This is a genomic window from Pedobacter jeongneungensis (genome assembly GCF_000633455.1).
In the GTDB taxonomy this organism is placed as follows: Bacteria; Bacteroidota; Bacteroidia; order Sphingobacteriales; family Sphingobacteriaceae; genus Pedobacter; species Pedobacter jeongneungensis_A.
On sequence record NZ_AYMG01000031.1, the window covers coordinates 37158 to 59815 of the forward strand.

General features: G+C 40.9%; 18 protein-coding genes. 7 read left to right on the forward strand and 11 right to left on the reverse strand.

The annotated features are described in order from the left end of the window. Nucleotides 1-4: 4 nt before the first annotated feature. The gene (locus tag U859_RS0125050; RefSeq protein ID WP_051584776.1) at nucleotides 5-1294 is read left to right on the forward strand and encodes a purple acid phosphatase family protein; all 1290 of its coding nucleotides are present in this window, start codon (nucleotides 5-7) and stop codon (nucleotides 1292-1294) included. 2 nt (nucleotides 1295-1296) lie between these two features. Then, a complete protein-coding gene (locus U859_RS30660; protein ID WP_025146003.1) occupies nucleotides 1297-2121 on the forward strand; it encodes a glycerophosphodiester phosphodiesterase family protein in 825 nt (274 codons plus the stop codon). Nucleotides 2122-2314: 193 nt separating this feature from the next. On the opposite strand, the gene U859_RS0125060 is transcribed toward U859_RS30660, so the two are convergent. Beyond that, a complete protein-coding gene (locus U859_RS0125060; RefSeq protein WP_162800036.1) occupies nucleotides 2315-2785 on the reverse strand; it encodes a hypothetical protein in 471 nt (156 codons plus the stop codon). Between the two features lie 351 nt (nucleotides 2786-3136). Then, on the reverse strand, nucleotides 3137-3928 hold the full coding sequence (locus U859_RS0125065; protein ID WP_025146005.1) for a hypothetical protein: 792 nt from the start codon (nucleotides 3926-3928) through the stop codon (nucleotides 3137-3139). A 335-nt stretch (nucleotides 3929-4263) separates the two neighbouring features. On the opposite strand from U859_RS0125065, the gene U859_RS0125070 reads away from it, so the two are divergent. Beyond that, entirely contained in the window at nucleotides 4264-5421 is a 1158-nt protein-coding gene (locus U859_RS0125070; RefSeq protein ID WP_162800037.1) for an RCC1 domain-containing protein, read from the forward strand. Between the two features lie 46 nt (nucleotides 5422-5467). After that, nucleotides 5468-5890, forward strand: a complete 423-nt coding sequence (locus U859_RS31340) for a hypothetical protein (RefSeq protein ID WP_025146007.1) — start codon at nucleotides 5468-5470, stop codon at nucleotides 5888-5890. Nucleotides 5891-6187: 297 nt separating this feature from the next. Here U859_RS31340 and U859_RS0125085 read toward each other — a convergent pair whose 3' ends face one another. Next, entirely contained in the window at nucleotides 6188-7534 is a 1347-nt protein-coding gene (locus tag U859_RS0125085; protein WP_025146008.1) for a putative sensor domain DACNV-containing protein, read from the reverse strand. A 277-nt stretch (nucleotides 7535-7811) separates the two neighbouring features. Between U859_RS0125085 and U859_RS31720 the strand changes: the two genes are divergently transcribed. Both U859_RS31720 and U859_RS32730 read left to right on the forward strand, forming a co-directional pair. Continuing rightward, nucleotides 7812-10379: an ATP-binding protein gene (locus U859_RS31720; protein WP_025146009.1), complete on the forward strand. Its 2568-nt coding sequence runs from the start codon at nucleotides 7812-7814 to the stop codon at nucleotides 10377-10379. Nucleotides 10380-10471: 92 nt separating this feature from the next. Next, entirely contained in the window at nucleotides 10472-10747 is a 276-nt protein-coding gene (locus tag U859_RS32730) for a sensor histidine kinase (protein ID WP_410477234.1), read from the forward strand. A 161-nt stretch (nucleotides 10748-10908) separates the two neighbouring features. Here U859_RS32730 and U859_RS0125095 read toward each other — a convergent pair whose 3' ends face one another. The 8 genes from U859_RS0125095 to U859_RS0125130 all read right to left on the reverse strand — a co-directional run bounded on the left by U859_RS0125095 (nucleotide 10909) and on the right by U859_RS0125130 (nucleotide 21252). After that, complete coding sequence (locus U859_RS0125095; RefSeq protein WP_025146010.1) at nucleotides 10909-12339, reverse strand: arabinose isomerase; 1431 nt, start codon at nucleotides 12337-12339, stop codon at nucleotides 10909-10911. 438 nt (nucleotides 12340-12777) lie between these two features. Next, entirely contained in the window at nucleotides 12778-13677 is a 900-nt protein-coding gene (locus tag U859_RS0125100; RefSeq protein WP_025146011.1) for a helix-turn-helix domain-containing protein, read from the reverse strand. A gap of 227 nt (nucleotides 13678-13904) precedes the next feature. Next, nucleotides 13905-15068, reverse strand: coding sequence for a mannonate dehydratase (gene uxuA, locus U859_RS0125105; RefSeq protein WP_025146012.1), 1164 nt, complete (start codon nucleotides 15066-15068; stop codon nucleotides 13905-13907). 62 nt (nucleotides 15069-15130) lie between these two features. Then, nucleotides 15131-15490 (reverse strand): hypothetical protein, encoded by a 360-nt coding sequence (locus tag U859_RS0125110; RefSeq protein WP_025146013.1) that lies wholly within the window; start codon nucleotides 15488-15490, stop codon nucleotides 15131-15133. Nucleotides 15491-15506: 16 nt separating this feature from the next. Continuing rightward, complete coding sequence (locus tag U859_RS0125115; RefSeq protein ID WP_025146014.1) at nucleotides 15507-16568, reverse strand: LacI family DNA-binding transcriptional regulator; 1062 nt, start codon at nucleotides 16566-16568, stop codon at nucleotides 15507-15509. Between the two features lie 447 nt (nucleotides 16569-17015). Continuing rightward, nucleotides 17016-18434, reverse strand: a complete 1419-nt coding sequence (locus U859_RS0125120; RefSeq protein ID WP_025146015.1) for a glycoside hydrolase family 28 protein — start codon at nucleotides 18432-18434, stop codon at nucleotides 17016-17018. A 54-nt stretch (nucleotides 18435-18488) separates the two neighbouring features. Further along, on the reverse strand, nucleotides 18489-20117 hold the full coding sequence (locus tag U859_RS0125125; RefSeq protein ID WP_025146016.1) for a sodium/sugar symporter: 1629 nt from the start codon (nucleotides 20115-20117) through the stop codon (nucleotides 18489-18491). A 127-nt stretch (nucleotides 20118-20244) separates the two neighbouring features. After that, complete coding sequence (locus U859_RS0125130) at nucleotides 20245-21252, reverse strand: LacI family DNA-binding transcriptional regulator (protein ID WP_025146017.1); 1008 nt, start codon at nucleotides 21250-21252, stop codon at nucleotides 20245-20247. A gap of 499 nt (nucleotides 21253-21751) precedes the next feature. Here U859_RS0125130 and U859_RS0125140 point away from each other — a divergent pair, with 499 nt between their 5' ends. Next, the gene (locus tag U859_RS0125140) at nucleotides 21752-22639 is read left to right on the forward strand and encodes an inositol oxygenase family protein (RefSeq protein ID WP_025146018.1); all 888 of its coding nucleotides are present in this window, start codon (nucleotides 21752-21754) and stop codon (nucleotides 22637-22639) included. The last annotated feature ends 19 nt before the right edge of the window (nucleotides 22640-22658 follow it).

Sequence of the window (22658 nt, forward strand, 5' to 3'; positions counted from 1 at the left end):
TAACATGAAATTATATATCAAAGCTTTTTCTTTTCTATTTACACTCTCTGTTTTAGCCTTTGGCGCAAAAACATATGCCCAGGATTTTAAACCGGGGCATTTTCCCGACCGTGTAATTTTAACCTGGGCCGGAGATCCTGCCACCAGCCAAACGGTTAACTGGCGCACTGATACTACGATTAAGGCTTCAAAAGCACAAATCAAGGCTGAGGATTCTAATCCGGCACTAGAACAGTCAATTACGGGCTATGATGCAACTTCTACCCTGTTGGGAAGCGGAAATAATTATGAAATTGCAAAATATCACCACGTTACCTTTATCAACCTAAAACCATCAACGGTTTATGCTTACCGTGTTGGATCGGGCGAGCATTGGAGCGAGTGGTTTCAGTTTACAACTGCATCGGTTAAAAACACGCCGTTTTCTTTCATTTATCTTGGCGATGCACAGAATGATATCCGTTCAAAATGGTCGCGTGTTATCCGCAAGGCATTTTCGCACCAACCGGATGCAAGGTTTATCATCCACGCAGGTGACCTGATCAACCGTTCGAACAATGACCAGGAATGGGGCGAATGGCATTATGGAGGTGGTTTTATCAATGGTATGATTCCCAGCATCCCCTCTCCCGGAAACCACGAATATGTGCGCGATGATAAAAGAAAACTCGTACTCGATCCACATTGGGGCGTACAGTATACTTTTGCAGGCAATGGCCCAAAGGGACTGGAAGAATCTGTTTATTATGTGGATTACCAGGACGTAAGAATTATATCACTGGATTCTCAAATGATCATTTTGGATGAAGCTTCGGCCAAAGCTGAATACGAATGGCTCGAAAAAGTGTTAAAGGAAAATACAAAGCTATGGACCGTGATTACCTTTCACCACCCTATTTTTTCTACCGCAAAAAGCAGGGACAATAAGGAATTCAGGGAACGTTTTAAACCCTTGTTCGACAAATACCACATCGATCTGGTGCTGCAAGGGCACGACCATACCTATAGCCGTGGGCAAAACCTGCCAAGGGGGTTATCAGGAAGAGAAGTAAGCGGACCGGTTTACCTGGTTTCGGTTGCAGGCCCTAAAATGTACCAGGTAGATGGTGCCAAGTGGATGGATGTATCTTTAGAAAACACCCAGCTTTTCCAGGTGATTCACGTTGATGGTGCAGACCTTAAATTTGAGGCTTACAAAACATCGGGCGAACTTTTTGATGCTTTCTCGTTAAAAAAAGCCAGCAGAGACCGTGCTGCCGCATTTACAGATCTTAATCCTACGCAAAAACGTTAACAATGGGACTAAAAATAAAACCATTTTTATTTACCATTTTAATAAGTGGGTTGTACTTACCGGTTTTCGCGCAACAAATGATCAGGCCATTGCCAAAATCAAAAAATGCTTTTATTGTAATTGCCCACCGCGGAAGTCATTTAATTAAACCCGAAAACACAATAGCCTCCATTGAGGAGGCTATTGCTATTGGGGCTGATTATGTAGAACTGGATCTACGTACCACAAAAGACGGACAGCTTATACTTTTACACAACGACCGGGTAGATCAGGTGAGCAATGGGAAGGGGTTAATAAAAGACCTCGATTTTGAAGAGGCTAAAAAGTTCATTCTTAAAGGAAGAGATGGGACTTTGCACCAAATTGCCAGTTTTGAAGAAGCACTAAAAGCCTGCAAGGGAAAGATCAATATTTATTTAGATTTTAAAGCTGCCGACGTAGAAAAGACATACAAGGCAATTAAAAAGGTGGGAATGGAGCATCAGGTCCTGGTTTACATTGGCGGAAACAGCGATTACATTTCCTGGCGGAAAACCGCACCTGAAATGCCATTGATGTCGCGCCTGGATCCGGGAATTACTACAGCGCAAGATCTGCTTGGCGCTTTTGCAAAAACACCGTTGGAGGCAATCGATAATATGCCCAATGAAACGCTGTTGCCGGTTTTAAGAAAAATGGGCATCAGTATTTTTCCTGATGTACAAAAATCCAGCGAAACGCCCGAAGATTGGAATCAGGTAATAAAATACGGTGTGCAGGGATTGCAGACTGATCATCCTGAAGCACTTATCAAATACCTCCGACTGACAAACACAAGAGTTAACTAACTATTATTAAGGTATTTACCGATTTTACCAGCAGGGTCTGAATTTATAGCTTTAGGGTATATCCTAAATTCGTATTTACAAATTACCCCTCGTTTAAGTATTTAGGACAAAAAAGCTCAGGCAAAAACTTTGTCTGAGCTTTTTGAAGTTTTCATAAAAGAAATATCAACATCAATACAAGTTACAGCAGTCGTTATTCGAACAGTTCGTCGCCAATTTCCAAAAATTTATTAAACCTAAAATCTATCAGGCTTCCTTTGCGTGTTTTCAGGTTGCCCCTTATATCTGTTTTCTTTTGTGTTTTAAGATTGATGATTTTCACACCAATCTCCTGCTTACGGCCAACAGCTTCATAAGTGTCATAGATAACATACTTAAAACCGTTGTTGCTAAAATAGACGTAATTCAAATCCATCCCTTCATTTTGCACTCCACCGCCACGCATGTAGAATGAATATTTAAAATCCTTGCGACTGTTTTTTGATTTACCCGGGAATTCGAATTCAACTTTGTCTTTTGTACCAAATCTGTAAACAATGTTATTATCTGCTTTGCTTTTATTTAATGTTAACCTCTTTCCATTTTGGGTCTCAAACGAAAAAAGCACCTCTTCGCCAGGCAAAATCAGGCTTTGAGCAAAAGAAGCGGTGGTAAAACCAAGCAAAATAAAAAAAAGGGGCCATCTGAGCTTTAAAAATATCACTTGTTATTGTTAGTAGGTTATCAAAATGTTCAATCAAAATACTTGAGCAAACTCGTACGTTTAAATTAATTTTTTTGTGAATTTACTTAAAAATAATCTACAAATGCGAACGCGGCATTTTATAATAATCGCTGTTCAACGGTATTCCTATCTTTATCTTACCAGATCATTCTAGTGTAACAAGAAATATGCTTTTTCAAGCGAGTTGCATAGAAAACATAGATTAGAAGTTAAAGATAAATTGAAATAGATAAATATGAAAAGTCCTGAAACCTGCTTTCACGATATCTCAACCTCAATCTAAATACCCTGTCACATGTTATGAATTGAACGTTTATGGCTTTTCAGTCCATTATGAATAACAAATCCAGCAATCATAATAATCACAGCATAACAGGTATAAACAATGTTTCCCCTATCAGGATAACCATTATTGGAAACAGAGATAGCAAATAATGCCCATATGCCCACCACCCCAAATTCCCGCAGATTTCTGGTGTAAACCATTAGGACATTAACTAATCCAGCTGCACATATCATGATGATGGCCCATATATCATTAGAAATACCCCACCCTTGCCAGCTTATTTTGGTTAGGTATGCAGAAATATTTGCAATCCAAGCTACTGTAATCCATCCTGAATATAAAGCAAATGGCCAGTATATAAAAAGATAATCTTTTAAAGGATGAGCATCAAGTTCCATTCGGGTATTGGTTATAATCTTTAGCAAGGAAAATAGAATAACACCCATGATTAAAATCGAAAGACCTATATAATCATATAACCAGGCGATTACCCAAAAAGAATTGGCCAGACAGGATAAAACAAACCACCAACCGATTTTTGACAAGACACCGGATTTGCCCGGATCTTTTTTACCATCAATTCCTGTATAAAAAACAAAAGCTAGCAGCCCAAGATAAATAAGACCCCATATCGAAAAGGCATAACCGGCTGGTGTAAAATAATTGAGGTACCTATCAGAGACCGTTTTCATACTATCCCCATTTAAAAGTCCGGCATTGGATAGGTAATTGACGGCAATCGTTGAGATTAAAGCATGTCCATTGGCAAAAGGAAGAATTTTTTTCGCGTTGTTCATGGTAAGATTTATATAATTTAGGCTATAAAGATGGGAGAACCTGTTGAAATGAATAATAATATATGCTCAACACATCCGGCACAGGATTGTTTGTAAAATGCACTATCATCCGACAACGGCTGACTTAGGGCGAACAACAGCAAAAAAAAACAGGAACATTCAAATATCCGGATATAATCCCTCAATAAATAATCCTATCCGGAATATTATCCCTTAAAGAATAAACTCCGCTGAAGTTCAAAACAAAACTGTATTTCCGGTGGTTATCCTATTTACGGTTTTACGGTTTAAAATGCACGCAAAAATCCAATAAAGGCCATTTCCAACAAATCAATATGATAAAAATCTACCTGCAATCTAGTAAGCTAAAAACATGCACATTATTGCTCACCCTCTTTTTTTGCCTAATGGTAATTTCCTGCAAGAAAAATAGTGGTGATGATGAACCTGTCTCTCCGGCGGCAGCTGACTCCTATTTCCTGAAAGTATCAACATCCTTCGGCAATTCCATGGCAATTGACGAACAGGGCAACCTGTGGGCAACCGGACAGAATAGCAGCATGGTTCTTGGAGCGGGAAACATCGGAAAACAAACCAGTTTCATCCGCATCATGGCTCAGGCAAAGGATGTTTCCATCAAAGATAGCAGGGCTTTGGTTTTAAAAAACGATAACACTGTATGGACCGCGGGTAGTAACGATTTCAGGGAACTTGGAACAGGCAACTCACCATTTGACGGACAGTTCAAAAAAGTATTCGATGGCGCTGAGCAGATTGAAGCCGGTACCGAAAACGGATTTATCATCAAAGCAGACCACAGCCTCTGGGCAGTAGGCTTTAACCACCGTAACCTGTTTGGGAGTGCATACTCAAAAGCGGATGTGGTTTCAACCTATACCAAAATCGCAGACAACGTACGCTCTATCTCTGCTGGCATGAACCATATCCTGATGTTAAAGACCGATAACAGCCTTTGGGCCTGCGGCCGAAACATCGAAGGCGAACTAGGTCTTGGAAATTATACCGATCAGGATGGCTTTATAAAAGTAATGGACGGGGTAAAAGCGGTTAAGGCTCTTGAATACCACTCCCTGATCATCAAGACCGACAACAGCCTATGGGCTGCCGGATCCAATGATTACGGTGAACTTGGCCTGGGCAACAGCACCAAACAGAACAGCTTTGTAAAAGTGATGGACAATGCGGCAGCAATGGCCGGAGGACGTTTTTTCTCTCTTGTAATAAAAACCGACAATAGCTTATGGGCATCAGGATACAATAGCTTCGGCACCTTTGGTATCCAGGGAGCGGATCAGAACAGGTTTATCCATATTTCTGATAATGTATCCCAGATCAGCGCTGCAGACTACCATACCCTTATGCTCAAGACAGATAAAACCTTGTATGTTTCAGGTCAGAGTTCATTTGGTGAGCTCGGGCTCGGATCTAAAAAAAGTACAGAAGTTTTCACCAAAATAACGCTGGGTAAATAAGTTTTAATCTAACAATAGCCCCTTTCTCCGGTATTCAAATATCCACATGAAAAATATCCTCCTTATTGCCGCCCTTTTTATCTTTACTTTGCCTGCCATTTCACAGGAGAAACCGGTACGTACCGGACGGCACGCCTTTACCATCCAATGGATCAGCTTCAACAAAAACAACCCGGGCAGTGTCAACATCAAATCCATCGGAAAAGATGAATACAGCATTGAAGGCAGCCATAGAGATCCTCAGACGCAGGAATACGTCACCATAAACGGCACATTTTTAAACAAGGGCCGCACACTAAAATTCAATGGAACGATCATCTCTAAAATAAATTCAAGCAACGGCGGTCAGCCCTGCGAGCTTAGCGGACTATATATCTTCAAAGCAACAGGCATTAGAAAATACTGGCGGCTTCAGCAGATGCTCAACTGCGACGGAGAGACCACAGACTATATTGACATTTTCTTTTAACAGGGGCCATAGAGAAAGTATATATTTCCGACTTTAACCAATCTTTACCTTCCACATTTCCGTTCTCCGTTCTGGTTACAGGAGCGCGCCGCATCCAGGTTCTTTTCTGTTACAGATCAATAGTTTTTAGTGAGACTGCAGAAGTCTTTTACGAATTGCAGGACGTGTTTCAGTCCAGATGATGATTTACATAGTTTATCGATTAGCGCTTCCTGAGTGTGTTAAGCGTATGCTACAGGTCATATATAAAGTTGTGTGGGCGGCGCAAAAGCAATTAAGATTAGAAAATGGTTCCATTTAAACCTGTGTTTGCACCTGGTTTTTCCGCTGCTTTTGAGACCTTCCGGTCAGGTATTGCTGCGTTTTGATATTTTCCCACATAATGAGTTTATCCTCGACTTTTGAAAAAGCCCTGATATCTCCATCCTGGGAGATGACCAATCCAAGGGATGAGGGATGGTTCCAGCAATAAGCGATCATAGACCGGTGCCTGGTTCCATAATGCCTGGGATCATGGGGTTCCAGCGACTTCGGCGTTGCGGTAGCAGTGGAAGAAACGTAGATCTTGCGCGGCATCTTTTTTGCCCGGAGTACTGCGCCGAAGCCATTACTGACCATGCTGCGATTAAACAATACCACCCCATCCACACAGGTTTGGGAGGCAATAAAACTGATTGCTCCCTTGATCTCATCGCCAGTACCCTTTTTATCATAAAAAGAGCCTGTTTCCCGCAGGTATAGCGATTTACTTACCGATCTTTTCCCCGAACTCAAATCACCCGCAATTTTGCTCTCGGCTACAAAGTTATCAATTGCAGCTCTGGCATGTGATACCATTGCCAGAGTTAAACGTTCATAGTGGATTCTGTATTTTACATCCAGGTCTGCGCTATCATCGGCAATCAATATAGCTCCCCCATGCTGATAATTCTGTATCTTGAGTAAAAGCCTTGAAAAGGTCTGGATCCAGAGCCCATCCAAAAAATTCTCCCAGTCTGCATAGCTTTCGGTTGGATGAACCTGCTCAATATAGCCCTTTACGGTAATCTTCAAAAAATCCGCATTCTTCCTTAACATTTTAGAAATCGGTCCAATAGTCAGGACATCCAGGTAACGCTTAACGAGAACATTGTGTTTTAGGGTAGCCAGGAGCTCGTAATCAAAAAGTACGTTCAGCGTCCCGATGTCACTTATAGAAACCTGAAAAAGGCCAGGCTGTTCTGAGCCTGTATCAGACTCATAGTTCAGAAAATTCTGATAGTGCATCGCCTGATCAATCATCCCCCAGATATAAATAAGGCCCTCCTCGTTATAGTACACCGCAAGTGAGGAGCTGGCAGGGTCTGCTGCCTTGGAAAGCTTTGCAAGAGACTTTGTCGTCATCATAACATGGTGATCGAAAGCAATGCAGCTCCATCTTTCCGGAACAATGTGCCCCGGTGGTGCAGGATCTGGGTTTTCCGGATCGATGAAAGTCACTGTTACCCTGATCAGTTCACTTTCCTCTTTACACATGCTCGAATAGAAAAGACAGTCAAAAAGATCCTCAAGAACTTTGAGCTCGGGAAGAGTCGAACTGCTTTTGGTCAGACGGAGCTTGTTCTGTACCAGAACTGCCAGGTCATTTGGGCGTGAATTTTCCAAGATACTATCGTTTAAACAATAAACAGACAAGATTAAAAATCGTTTGATAAATAATTCTCCCAAAAACTAAAACCACACAATATGTTTTGTTAAAAGCACTTCATAATATAGAACTACCAGAGCTACATCCCTTACCAACGAAACCTCAAGCTAGAGCCACTAACCAATTGATGAAACTGTTTTAGCATAAAAACAGCTGATGATTTACAGGCTTATGACCAATCTGCCTTTAGCCAATCCAATAAAACGTTAACTTTACGGATTTAATCCCAAGTTCATGCCAACTACTCCTCCCTTTCTGGATCCGCAGCAAATTATCGACATATTTTCACAGATCAGCACGGCTACAGCACTACATATCGGCGAGGAAGCCCATATCCAGTTTGCCAATGACGCAATGCTCAGCATATGGGGCAAGGACCGGTCAGTTATAGGCAAATCTCTTGAGGATGCCCTTCCCGAACTAAAAGGTCAGCCATTTATCGAAATGTTTGCAAAAGTGTGGATTGAGGGGCTAACCATATCAGGTTCAGACACTCCTGCCGAGCTTAACATAAATGGTGAGGATCAGTTATTCTATTTTGATTTTGAATACAGGGCTATACTTGATGAAAACGGCAAAACTATCTGTATACTGCACACAGCCACTGATGTTACTGACCGGTTTTTAAAACAGAGCGCACTCCAGCAGGTAAATGAGCATGCCGAATTCCTTAGGATAGAACAAGCGCTTAATGAAGAGCTCAATACCAAAAATGAGGACCTCTCTGCCGCACTAGAGGAAATTAGGGCAATCAATGATGAACTCCATGCGACAAAGGAAAATCTACAATTACTAAACGATAAACTGGATGCCCGCGTTAAGGAAAGGACAGAAACGATTTCTTTTTTAAATCAGGAGCTTGAAGCTTCAAACGAAGAAATCAGGGCATCCAATGAAGAACTGATGGCCTCAAATGAGGAAATGCTGAAATTCAACCAGCAGCTCACAATGGTATATGAAAAACTAAAAATCAGCCAGGAAGAGGCAGCACTTGCCATAGATGCCGCAGGTTTGGGTACCTTTGATTTCAACCCCCTTAATGGTAGCTTTTCGGCGAATGACAAGCTCCGGAAATGGTTTGGAATCGAGGGAGACTGGCTTGAGCTGGAAAAAGCGCTACAGGTCATAGCAGAAAAAGACAGGGTAAGGGTAAGGGCCGCGATATCGCATTCACTTGACTTCAGTTCCGGCGGAGATTATGAAATCGACTATCAGATCATCAATCCAAAAGATCCTAGGCCCAGGATAATCAAAGCCAAAGGTAAAACACATTTTGATGCCGATAAAAAGCCCATCCGCCTGAGCGGGGTACTACAGGATGTTACAGAACAGGTTACCGGGCAGGAAAAGACTGAGCTGCTCATTAAGAACCTGGCAGCGAGCGAGCAAAAATTCCGCAGGTTAATCCAACAGGCTCCGGTTGCGATTAACGTTTTTAGGGGGCATGAACTTATCGTGGAAAGCGCTAACGAGAGAATGCTTGAAATATGGAACAGGACAGCTGAAATAGAGGGAAAGAGATTTGATGAGGTATTGCCCGAGATCGCAGACCAGCCCTTCATCAAAATCCTTCACGGTGTTCTGGATTCAGGGTTGCCGTATCATGGCCTGGAAAGCAGAGCCGTCATCATCAAGGACAATATCCCACAGGAACGCTACTTTAACTTCATCTATCAGCCTATAGAAGAAGCTGGCAAGATCTCAAGCATCCTACAAGTGGTTACCGAAGTTACCGAACAGGTAAATGCGAGAAAAGAGATATCAGAGGCAAATACCAGGCTGAGCATCGCCATGGACGCTGGCTCCCTTGGATCAACGGAGGTTGATCTGGCAAGCGGAACAATGAAATACAACGAGCAGTTTAGGCGCATCTTCGGAAAAAAACCAGATGAGGATTTCGTGTATTCGGATATGTTTGAGGCGATGCTTCCCCAATATCGGGATCCGATCAGGGAACTGGTTAGTATTGCCAAAGAAAACCACAGCATATACAAGGGAGAGTACGAAATCATGTGGCCGGACGGATCGGTCCATTGGATCAGTGCCCATGGCAGGGCAAGATACGATGATCAGGGAAAACCCGTCAAAATGGTCGGTGTGCTTTCCGATATCACAGAACTCAAAGCAGACGAGCAGCGAAAAAACGATTTTATCGGAATGGTTAGCCACGAGCTGAAAACTCCACTGACCTCTCTGACGGGCTATGTACAGCTCCTATACAGCAAGGCACAAAAAAATGGGGATAGTTTTGCCTCCACGGCATTAGACAAAGCCAATAACCAGCTAAAAAAGATGACTGGCATGATCAACAGCTTTCTCAATGTATCAAGACTGGAATCTGGAAAAATCCATATCGAGAAACAGAACTTTGATCTCTCCGGACTGGTGAGTGAGATGGAGGCTGAGTTCAAGGTAACGGCCAACAGCCACCACTTAGTCTTCGAACAAATCGGAGAGGTATTGGTAAATGCCGATCGAGATAAGATCGGTCACGTGGTGACCAACCTGATCAGCAATGCGGTAAAATATTCTCCAGTGGGAACCACAATCAATATTACCTGCAAAAAAGAAGACAGCAAAGCAACCGTTTCGGTTAGCGACCAGGGAAGCGGGATCAAAAAGGAAGATAAGGATAAACTTTTCGAGCGCTATTACCGTGTAACCGATCAGTCACTTACGATAGCCGGCTTTGGGATCGGACTTTACCTCTGTGCCGAGATCATCAGCAGGCACAACGGCGAAATTTGGTTAGAGAGCGAGCTGGGCAGGGGATCCACCTTTTACTTTAGCCTCCCCCTGTAGCATTTAAAATAGCTTAATCTCTTTTAATTAACACTTAAGTAACGCCGGAACTGAAGAAGATCACAGCCTGTATCAGTTCTCTAAAGATAATAATTTTAAATTCCCTCAAACATCATAAGTGTAGTGAAGATGGAGAAGGATTAATGGTCGCGGTAATAGATGAGGGACCGGGAATTCCAGCCAGTGAAAAAGAAAAGATTTTCTGTGGCTATTACAGGTCCAAAAACAAACCGACAATCTCTCGATTCGGGATCGGACTGTTTCTGCGCCGGGAAATCATCACAAGGCATAACGGCTATATTTGGGTTGAGAGCGAAAACGGAAAAGGCGCAAAGATCCTCATCACCCTGTCTGAGTACACTGCATAACAATTAAACGCCCTCTTCTTGAAAACCCCTACAAAACACTGATTACCAAAACATTACCATATAGCTGAAAACAAGGAATAAAAACCTAATTATAGGTACACTTTCATTTTTTTATTATATGCTAATTTATAACCGAACTATTTTTCTGCATATAACTCAAATCAACAAACTCTAACTACCTGCATATCCAACAGTTCGCTAAGCTTCTCTATCTTATCTGCAATGTGACCTACTCCTACAGCACAATGATGCGCTGGTCCGTTAAGGTTCCATTCATTTACAAACCTCCTCGCCCCAATACTGAATTTGTAGCGGCTATTGGTATTTCCGATCTGCAGAATAGGGCCTTTCACTGATTCACCTTCTGCTACCAGCAACATAAGCTTTCCATCCTTTGTTTCTGCCACTGACAGTAAGGTGACCGGACCATTCTTCACGGACATTTCTACCGATAAACCTCTGCCAACTTTTCCATGGTATACCTTAAGCGGCTTCACTTTTGTTTTTCCTTCTGCGATAGCAATGTGGCCAGGCCCATCATGCCCCATTAAAACTATATCATCTTTGAAATCCATAGCATAATATTCTGTAAAGGAACCGCCAGCCCCAAAGCTGTCCATGATTTTCATCGCCTGCACGTTTTTTATCTCATATTCTCCTGCTACAGGAATCCCGCGGGCCGTAAGCAACGAGTTGCCTAAAATAATCGAGCTGATCGTATCTTCATTTTCTTTGTTTCCTGTCCCTTTATAATAGTATGCAAATGAGCCAAGTTTATATTTTTCGGCAAGTAGGTCTAATGCAATTGATGTTCTTGAAGATTCTTGAAGATCTTCGAGAGAACAATCGGCCTGTATATCGAACTGTATCTTGAAATGTTCAATCCTTTCTGCAACTTCATTCTCTGTTACCGTTTTTCTAAGTGATGCCAGTTCTTCCACCTCAAGCATTTCGATATGCCCCCCGAAATAAGCATACTGTTTGGTTATATCGGTGTAGATATCGAGCATACCACTGTAATAATGTCCCAAGCAGCCCATACGATTGTACGACATGATATTTTTAACCTTTGCAGCCTCCACCCATTGGGCTACCTCATTCCATAATTCTTCATCACCATTGAGCATACCTGTGATCTGGTGGAATTTTATACCGGTGCGGTTGAATACATTTGCAATTTCGGGAACCGGACAGGCAGAACAAAATGCCAGCCACTCTCCTGTCATTTTTACACTATCGCCCATTTGATTAAATTTTTCGTAATCAATAGCGGCCTCCGGAGAAATATTCAGAATGATTACAGGAACTTTTGCCTTTTGTACCACAGGTAATACCGTTGATGAAAGTGCATAGGTGCTTACGTAAAGAAATATAAGATCAACGCTTTCGTTCCTGAAACGGTCGCCGGCATCAAAAGCTTTATCAATATTATCTACAATCCCAATGTTAACTACCTCAGGATGAAAAGCTTTAATTTTTTTCTCAATAATAGAAAGATAGTTTTCTAACCTCTTCTCCAGGCCCTCAAATTGATCCCAGTAAGTATCCAGGCCGATACCGAACAGACCAATCTTCAATGTATTTTTGCGCATCTTTATTTTTGTTTCTATTTTTTATGGGCAGAATGATGTTTATCTGAAATTTTACCGATACCGCGACCTTCACGTTAATGATCAAACAATCGGAAACATTTTTTAATGAATGTTTTAACGTAAAAAGATCCTGCAATTTTTATTTATTTGGTTAGGTAAAATCTTGTAATTATTTTCCGCTAAATCTACCGCTTGACTCAACATGAATAAATACACTTTTTGATCATTGAGATTCATATTTTGATTTTTATTACTTATTCACTAATAAATATATTATTTATTCAAAAAAAATACAATAAATCAATAGCCTATTTTATATTAAATTAGTTACAATTCTTTTTTAAGAAGTCGCAGTTTCATTTTGCACTAAAAAACGCATGATGAATAGCCTAGCTGATTAGCTAAACAAATGCATAACAATCAGGCTTAGTTTCAGCACTAGTCTTGTCTATTTAAAAATTCTTTTCTATATCTTGATGGCGAAAGGTTCATCTTTGATTTGAACAGTCTGGAAAAATAATATTCAGATTCGAAGCCGTTCTGATAGGCGATATCGCAAATACCCAGATCGGTTTCGAGCAGCATTTTAGCCGCTTTTTGAATTTTGAGGTTTAGCTGGTACTGGCCCGGCGACTGACCAGTAATTTCTTTAAATGATTTTCTAAACCAGGCATAACTTACGTTATGCTTTTCGGCAAGTTTTTCGGGAGAAATATCGCTATTCAGATTTTCGTGAATGCTGTATTTAATGTTATTAATAATTTGTGCCTTGCGGCTGCTCGATTGTAATTTTAAAAGTGCAGATGCATATACAAGCCCCAAAAGCTGAATGGTTAAACAGCCTGCCAATTGGTTGCTGCCCATTCCATCAAACTTAATGGTATCAATCAGCTGGATAAAAATATTGATGAATTCGGCATTAAAACCCATGTAAATTAATGGGTGTTCTGCACTAAAACAATCCTGTTTCATGAGGTGGTTGGCATAACTTCCACCAAAACCTACCCAATACTCGCTCCATCCGTTTTTTTCATCTGGTTTAAAGCGGTGCCAGATACCTGGATACAGGAAGAAAATGGTTCCTGGCTGCACATCTACCTTACCTATAAATTCGGCTTCAAAAGTACCTGTCCCTGATGCAATATAAACAAGCTGATACTCTGAAAGTACCCTACCTTTGGAATAATCAAAAAAGTACGCATCGGGGTGCACGGCATCGGGATATTTTTTGCCTGCCGGATGGATGTAATGGCCCACATTTAATATAGAAATACCCCAATCAGGTTGTTTAGCATCAGCTTCCGTGCCCGGGGTGATGTATTTGCGAAAAGTGTCCATAATCTGGTTAGTTATTCAGAATATCTAAACTAAACAAAACTCCATTAAGCGCCGCTAATTTTGATAAATTATATCAAAAAGTACATCAAAAATTCCAAAACATGCAAAATTAAAAACAATATTTGGGTCTGCAATTTAAATCAGTTTAAGCTACTACATATTAAAATATCCTTCAAATAGCAAGGTAAAAAGCACTAAATATGGAGTAAAGTAATTTCTATTGATTACTAATAGTTACCCGTAATGCCAATTTCGAGACCACGTAATTCTGCCAGCCCGCGCAAGCGGCCAATTGCCGAATAACCGGGGTTGGTTTGTTTAGCCAGGTCATCTAACATCTGGTGACCATGGTCTGGCCTGAAAGGAATGGGTATATTTCTTAACGCATTTTCTTCAGATAAGGCCTTCATAATTGCATACATATTCACGTCGCCGCCTAGATGGTCGGCTTCATAAAAACTGCCATCTTCATCTTTGGTTACATTGCGCAGGTGGGCAAAATAAACTCGTTCTTTTACTGCATTAAAAATCTCCAGTGCATTATTATCTACCCCAGCCCCTAAAGAACCTGTACAAAAGCACACACCGTTAAATGGCTGATCCACATTGCGAAGAATGTAGTTAAAATCATCAAGTGTACTGGCAATTCTTGGTAAACCTAAAATGGGATAAGGGGGATCATCCGGGTGAATGGTCATTTTAATACCTTCTTCGGTACATACTTCTGCTATTGATGAAAGGAAATAGACCAGGTTTTCCCGTAGTCCATTAAATCCGATTGCTTTATATTCATTGATGCTGTTGCGGAGTGTTTCAAGCTCAATCTCCTTTTCATTGGGAATTCCCATCAGCACATTGATCCTCAGATCGGTTAATTGCTGCTGATTTAAGGTCGCAAATTTACTTGCTGCACGTTCCAAAACCGAGTGTGGGTAGTCCGTATCGGCACCTGTTCTTTTAAGGATATACAGATCGAAAATGGCCAGATCGATCCAGTTGAAGTACAAGGCTTTAGAACCGTCTTTCATTTCAAGATCCAGCTGGGTGCGTGTCCAATCCAAAACCGGCATAAAATTATAACACACGGTTTTTATGCCACAAGCAGAAAGATTTTTAAGTGAGGTTTTATAGTTTTCAATAAATTTACCTGCATCTGCCCTGCGGGTTTTAATCGCTTCGTGCACGGGCACACTTTCAACCACCGACCAGGTTAATCCGGCGGCTTCAATAATGGCTTTTCTTTCTTTAATATCTTCAAGGGGCCAAACTTCACCATGTGGAATATGGTGCAATGCGGTTACAATTCCTGTAGCACCTGCCTGTTTCACATCTTGCAGGCTTACCGGATCGTTAGGTCCATACCAACGCCAGGTTTGTTCTAGTTTTTTCATAAGTGTATGATTACACAGATTTATATGATTACAACGATAGAGGGATTACTCTGATAATGTGGTTACACACTAAGCTTTTGCTGAGTTAAACACAGGCTATCTTCCCGGAGTTTAATGTAAGAGGATACAATACTCAGCATCATTTCATGGTAGCAGTTTGTGCTTTCCTGATCTGTACATACCGAAACCATACTGGCGTTACTATCATCATTTTGGCCATAAGTAATATTAAATGTTGACGTATAAAGCCACTCAGGCAGGTTTTCTGTACTAAGCATGACTTTACAGCTTGCCACATAAACGCCAGGCCTGTTGCCATCAACACGCCACGTATAAGCTAATGGTAACGTTACAATGCCGAAATCAGGCAGATCAACCAATACATTTACCTCTTTTACCATATTTTCTTTCCCGCTTACCATTGCTATCCTTTTAAGCTTATTTACCGACCGTTAGGGCTTCTGGTTGAACCTCATCTGAAGATTTTTTAAACTGCGATGAATCGCGTATTTCCAGCTGGGTAGCCAGAACCGTTTTTATTTTATTCTTATTGGTATTATTGGTTAACCTGTACATCAAAATCTCCATAATCTGATTGGCAATTTCTTCAAGAGGCTGTGCTATTGCCGTTATAGATGGCACAAAATATTTTAGCACTTCCAGGTCATCAAACGAAACCATAGCAATATCTTCACCAATTTTAAGGTTAAGCTGCCGCATGGCATCCAAACCATCCATCGTTAGATAATTACAGGAAAAAACAACCGCATCTATCTGACTATGCTGTTTTAGAAATTCTGCGATTTCGGCAATACTTTCTGATTTGCCCTGATAATTGATTTTTTTAACAATAGGTTTTAAACCTGCGGTATGAATGGCTTTTTCGTAACCTCTTGTTCGGTCCAGCATCTGCGATTGATCGGTTTCTATGGTTACAAAGGCAATTTCACTATACCCGTTATCAATCAGGTGTCTGGCAGCATCAGCAGCACTATTTTCGTTATCAATCAATACATAATCACTTTCAAAACCTGGAATATACCGGTCAAAAAGCACTACAGGAATCTCACTGCTAATTACTTTCCGAACCTCGTTTTCAAGTCCGTTAGGTAGCGCGATGATAAAAGCATCAACATGCCTTTCATTAAAAACCTGCAATACCTCTCCACCTCTTTTTTTACTGTTTTTTGTACTACTGAACAAGATATTATAACCATGTGCAGATGCCTTCTCATCGATATATTTCGCAATACCCGAGAAAAAAGGCTGAGAGATCTCATCAACAATAAAACCAATCGTCATGGTTTTACCGGTGCGGAAACTTTTGGCTAAGGCGTTGGGTTGATAATTCAGTTCTGAAACCAGGTGTTCTACCCTATCAATCAGTACCTGACTGATATTTTTCTCCCTCGCCTTTCCATTGATCACAAATGAAACCGTGGTAGTAGAAGTTCCCAATTGCCTGGCAATATCGGTTATAGACAACCTTTTTTCTCTCACTTTAATTGATTTTAGTTATTACATTTCTGGCCTGATGTAATACCATAAGCTAAGCAGATTATGACAAAATTTGGCTAGTTACACATCATCGATCGAAAGTTTGTCAGGCTTCTTAGATCGATTATCGTATAGCGAAGTTGTTAAAAAAAGAAGGCCTTTAAATGATTTTTGAGGTATTTATTTGCGTAAACGTTTAAGTAAAACGGAATATTGTGACACAACAAAACAGGGCTGAAAAACAGACAACCTAAAACGTTTAATCACAATTATGCTGAACATGATTCAGCAATATTTTATCAATGAAGATCCTTCGACTACGCTCAGGATGACAATCGCAGGAAAATTTCGGTATTATCAGAGTCTCCGTGTCAAATTGCATAGCTAGATCCTTAATACAGTCGTCTTTCCCGCGCAGGCGGAATCTTAAAGCGCTTGCATTACAATTATTTACTTACCTACGGTGGTTTCGCTAAAATTTACCCTTTTGAGTTTACTTACATTTTTTTGTTCCAAAGCTTTGCCAGCATAATCAGGTTTATTGGCACCCCATGCAACATTACTATTCAGCACACTAATGTATCCGGTATTTTCGAAGTAAAACCCTGCAATGGCACTTTTAACAAGACCTTCTACATTGCTCGGTCTGCGGTCGTACACGCCACCCGCCTCTTTTGTGGTTTTATCAAGATGTACCGTCACCTGATCGAAATAGATATCGGCAATTTTATCCTGACTTTCTCCACTGATGTACACACCACTTTCGCCGGTGCAACGGATATTGCTGAAATAAATATTCTTTACCGCTCCTACCTTTCCCTTGGTTTGTCCTTTAGGTAAACGCCAGCCGGCATCTTTGTTGTTGCTGGTTGCCCTTGGGTAAGCGGTAATGTAAATGGGTTCGGCCTTGCCCCACCATACATCCGAAAATAGTTTCGATTCGATAAGGAGATTGGAGAAAATCACATTGCTTACCGTTCCCTCATCGCGGTTCTGGATGCCTATACCCCGGTTGCTCTTTCTAATATTACAGTTATTAATCAACACGTTGCTGATGCGATCCATATTTTCGGATCCTATTTTAATGGCGCAAGAACTGGATGTCATGGTACAATTGCTGATCACAATGTTTTCGCAAGCACCGTATTCTTCATATTCTCTCCTGTTTTTCAAGCAGATACAATCATCACCCGATTCGATATAACAGTTATTGATCCTCACGTTTTTACTGTGATCAAGATCTATCCCATCGCTATTGCGTATCTTAATGCTATTGAGTAAGGTAATATTCGATATAGATACATCATTGCAGCCTACCAGATGCACCGTCCAATAGGCCGAATTCTGAAAAGTTACTCCATCTATATTCAGTTTATTACAGCCAATTAGGGTAAGTAAATGCGGCCTTGGATCTACCACATTAAAAGGTTTCAGTACATACGAATCGCTCAATTCTTCTCCCATAAACGAAATGCCGTTGCCATCAATTACACCTGTGCCGCTAATGCTTACCTGTTCGAGTTTCTCTCCACCAATCCAGATGGTACCTTCACCTTTATTTTCCCTAAACGCACTTTGGGTATATAATTTCTCATCGGGACTGGCCAGAAGTTTAGCACCACCTTCCACCCTTAAATCTATAAACGATTTTAAATTAAAAGGACCAGTTAAAAATACATGTCCGGCAGGTACAATTACCTGTCCGCCACCCGCTGCCGCACAGGCATCTATGGCTTTCTGAATCGCAATGGCATCATTCGTTTTACCATCGCCAACCGCACCATAATTTTTAATATTATATAATTTATTTTGAGCTACTGCCCCGAAAGAAATCAGGAGCGCAAAAACAAGCAGGATCTTAGTCTTCATTTTTTATTCTTTAGAGATAATGATGTGCGCGTTGGCTTTCAAATTAATTTTAGCTTACCAGAAAACGGTATAAAGTGCAACAAGAATGCCACAGATAATCACCGAAGCTATGGTAAAAGCAGGTGTAACCTTAAACATGCTGCTATCGATTTCTAGTCCCTGCGGATTATCCTTGCTTTTCGGATCGGTTAATGTAACCAGCACCATCAGCGCAAGAATAATGAGGAACACCCACGACATCCGGTTTAAAAAAGGGATTTCGGCGATAGCACCACCGGTGAGTGCAGGCAGAAATTTAAATAAGGTAGACAAAGGGATGGTTAACAATGCCGCGGTAAGTGCCGCACGCGAAGTGGTTTTCTTCCAGAAAAAGCCCAATAAAAAGATGGCAAAAACGCCTGGCGAAATAAACCCGACATACTCCTGGATAAACTGATAAACCTGATCGAAACTACGCAGTGCAGGCGCAATAACGATGGCAATTAAAGAGGCAATCACCACCGACCATCTTCCAACCGAAACCAAACGCGTTTCTGAAGCTTCGGGCTTGATGAATTTTTTATAGATATCTAAGGTAAAAATGGTGGCAATACTGTTGCATTTTCCGGCAAGTGAGGCTACAATAGCAGCAGTGAGTGCCGCAAAAGCAAGGCCCTTTATTCCTGCAGGTAGTAAATTCATCAGTACAGGGTAAGCATGATCGGGTTTTACCGTTCCTGCTGCATCCAGCATTTCGGAGTGAAAATAACCACGCTGATAAAGCACATAAGCCGCAATACCCGGAATTACCACAATTACCGGAATCAGTAATTTTAAAAATGCGGCAAATATTAATCCGCTACGCCCGGTTTTTAAATCGGCGCCCAATGCCCGTTGTACAATGTATTGGTTACAGCCCCAATAGTTTAAATTATTGATCCATAAACCACCAACCAATACTGCAATACCCGGCAGTTCGTGGTAAAACTTATCTCCTTTAGAAAAGATCATGTGGAAGTGACCGGAAGCTTCACTCTTGAGCAAAGGCAGCGCAGCAAATACGCTTGGCGCATCCAGTTTTTCGGAAACAAGCTTTAGCGCCATATAACAGGTAATTAACCCGCCTGCAACCAGCACAAACACCTGAATTACATCAGTATATCCGATTACCTTCATCCCACCGAGGGTAATAATGGCCGAAAAGATGGCCAGAAAAATGATACATATATTAAATGGAACACCTGTAATAGTCTCAATGGCAATGGCACCAAGGAAAAAAATAGAAGTCAGGTTTACAAATACATAAACGAGTAACCAAAAAACCGCCATCAGTGTACTTACCGTATTGTTATAACGGTTAGACAGAAACTGGGGCATGGTGTAAATTTTGTTTTTGATATAAATGGGCAGAAAAAAGATGGCCACAATAATTAAAGTAGCGGCCGCCATCCATTCGTAACTGGCAATGGCAAGTCCCATGGCAAAACCTGAACCCGACATGCCAATAAAATGCTCGGCTGAAATATTCGATGCAATAATAGATGCCCCTATTGCCCACCAGGTTAGCGAACCTTCGGCCAGAAAATAATCTTTCGTATCTGTACGCTGTTTCTTTTTGCTCCGATAAACCCAATAGCCATATACCGAAACAATAATAAAATACAGGAGAAAAACGGCATAATCGAATGCAGACAGGTGGTTCATAGCGTGTTTTTATATTTGGTTTTTTTTTAAAAATCAGAAAAAATCCCAAAGTTGGAAGCTTAATCCTGTTATTTAATTACGTAAACGTTTTCGCGTGGCCAGCTTAAATGGCCAGGTTTTATACCGGTTAACAGCCCGTAGATTCGCGTTTGATCAGCATTGATTTTAACACAATATTCTGTTCATCATCCAACTGTTTATTGTTAAGGATTTTAAAGAGGCACTTTGCTGCTTCGCGGCCTATTTCGAAGGCTGGCTGCGTAATGGTGGTGAGCGAAGGAGCCAAAAGCGGTGCTGTACTCAGGTTCGAAAAACTCAGCATTTTTACATCAAAAGGGATCCGCAGGCCCAATGCTCTACAGGCAGTATAAGCCGGGATAATAAATTCTTCGATGGAAGAGAAAAGTGCATCGGGTTTGTGCCGGGAAAGCAAGGTCTTAATATTTTCCAGATTATTGGCTTCTTCATCATGGTATTTAACAACAAGCTGTTCATTAACATCCAACTGGTGTGCTTTTAAGGCATCAACATAGCCTGCAAACCTGGCCTTACCTGCCGGAAGGTTCTCTAAGCCATATAAATGGGCAATTTTAGTACAACCACACTCAATTAAGTGCGCTGTTGCCTCAAAAGCAATCTCATAATCATCCGTAGTTACCTTAACCGCATCGAGGTTTTCGTAAACGCGGTCGAAAAATACCAGTGGAATTTTTTTAACCAGATTTGCATAGTATTCACTGTTGTATTCGCTGCTCGATACTGATGTAAGTATTCCATCAACGCGGCCGCTCAGCAAACTATTGGTAAAGGCTACTTCTGCCTCTATATTTTCGTGGGTCTGATAAATGAGTACGTGGTAACCATACTGGCGGGCAATTTCTTCAATTCCTTTTATCGCTAAAGAAAAAAAGTTATTGGCTACACAGGGAATTACCACGGCTACAGTTTTGGTTTTATGGCTCCTTAGGTTACTTGCTGCCGGGTTTGGGGTATAGTTAAGTTGCTTGGCAAGGTCCCATACCCTGTTCTTTGTTTTTAAACTGATTTCATAACTGTCGTTAAGGGCTTTGGAAACGGTGGCTATGGAAATATTCAACTCCTGAGCCAAACGCTTAATATTTACTGCTTCCGCCATGATTAATAGTGTATTTGTTAGTTTCTTTGAGGATTATTTTCCATCGTTGGCAGTTCCTTGCCGCAACAACGGTTTATCCTCTTCTTCACCAGTATCTTCATCAAAAACAAACAGCAGCCCGGCCACATCGGTATGGCTCCAGGCGAATTGATGTTCATAATAAGTTATTTGGTTACAGCATTCAAACACCTCCTTTAACAGGAAAAAGTATTTGTTTACAAACGAAAATATAAAATAATCGTAACAAGAACGTTTATTTTTTTTCTTTCGCGTATTTCAAGTTCAGGTGCTTCAGGCAGAAAATGGCACCTGTAAAATCAAGAATTACTATAACCTACTAAATTTAAACATATTAAGTCGGATTGTAAAGACTAAAACATGATTTTACGTAATCGTTTAAGTAAATAAAATTGGCAAAATATAAAAGTTTAAGCTTTCAAAAACTCAACTTTAACTTACGAACCAACGAAAATTTTTAACCAAATCAATTTCTAGCCTTATGAGAAACCAAAGCGCAGCTTCGAAGGATGACCAAAATCCGTTACAAAACCTTGATCAATGGGAAGAGGATATTTTGATCCGTTATCCCGACCCTAAAAATATCAATGCTGAAAAAACAGAGGAACAGTTCAGAAATTACGAAGAAACAGAAAAAGACAGTGTAAAAGAATTTTACAGGCTTAACCATACTTATCAAACCTACGATTTCGTAAAACAGAAAAAAGCAGAATATTTAAAGTTCGACAAACAGGAAATGCCGATCTGGAGCGCATTTGATTTTCTAAATAAGTTGGTAGATGATTCTGATCCAGATACGGACTTAGACCAGATGCAGCACCTTTTGCAAACATCAGAAGCCATTAGAAACGACGGTCACCCCGATTGGATGGTACTGGTAGGCCTCATCCACGATATGGGTAAAGTATTATGTTTGTTTGGAGAGCCTCAATGGGCTGTTGTTGGCGATACTTTTCCGGTAGGCTGTGCCTATTCGGATAAAATTGTTTATCCGGAGTTTTTTAGTCAAAATCCAGATATCAACAATGAAATCTACCAAACCAAATTAGGGGTATATACGCAAAACTGCGGTCTTGATAATGTGGACATGTCATGGGGCCACGATGAATATGTGTACCACATGATGAAACCCTATATTCCTGAACCAGGATTATATATGCTCCGTTACCACTCTTTTTATTCGCAGCACCGCGAAAACGCTTACGATCACCTGATGAATGAAAAAGACCATGAAATGTTTAAATGGGTAAACCTGTTTAATCCTTACGATCTATACTCTAAAAACCCCAATCAAAAAAGCTGGGCCGAATTAGAGCCTTATTATAAAGCACTTGTCGCAAAATACCTGCCAGCTAACATAAAATTTTAACATTCTATCTCAAAATCAT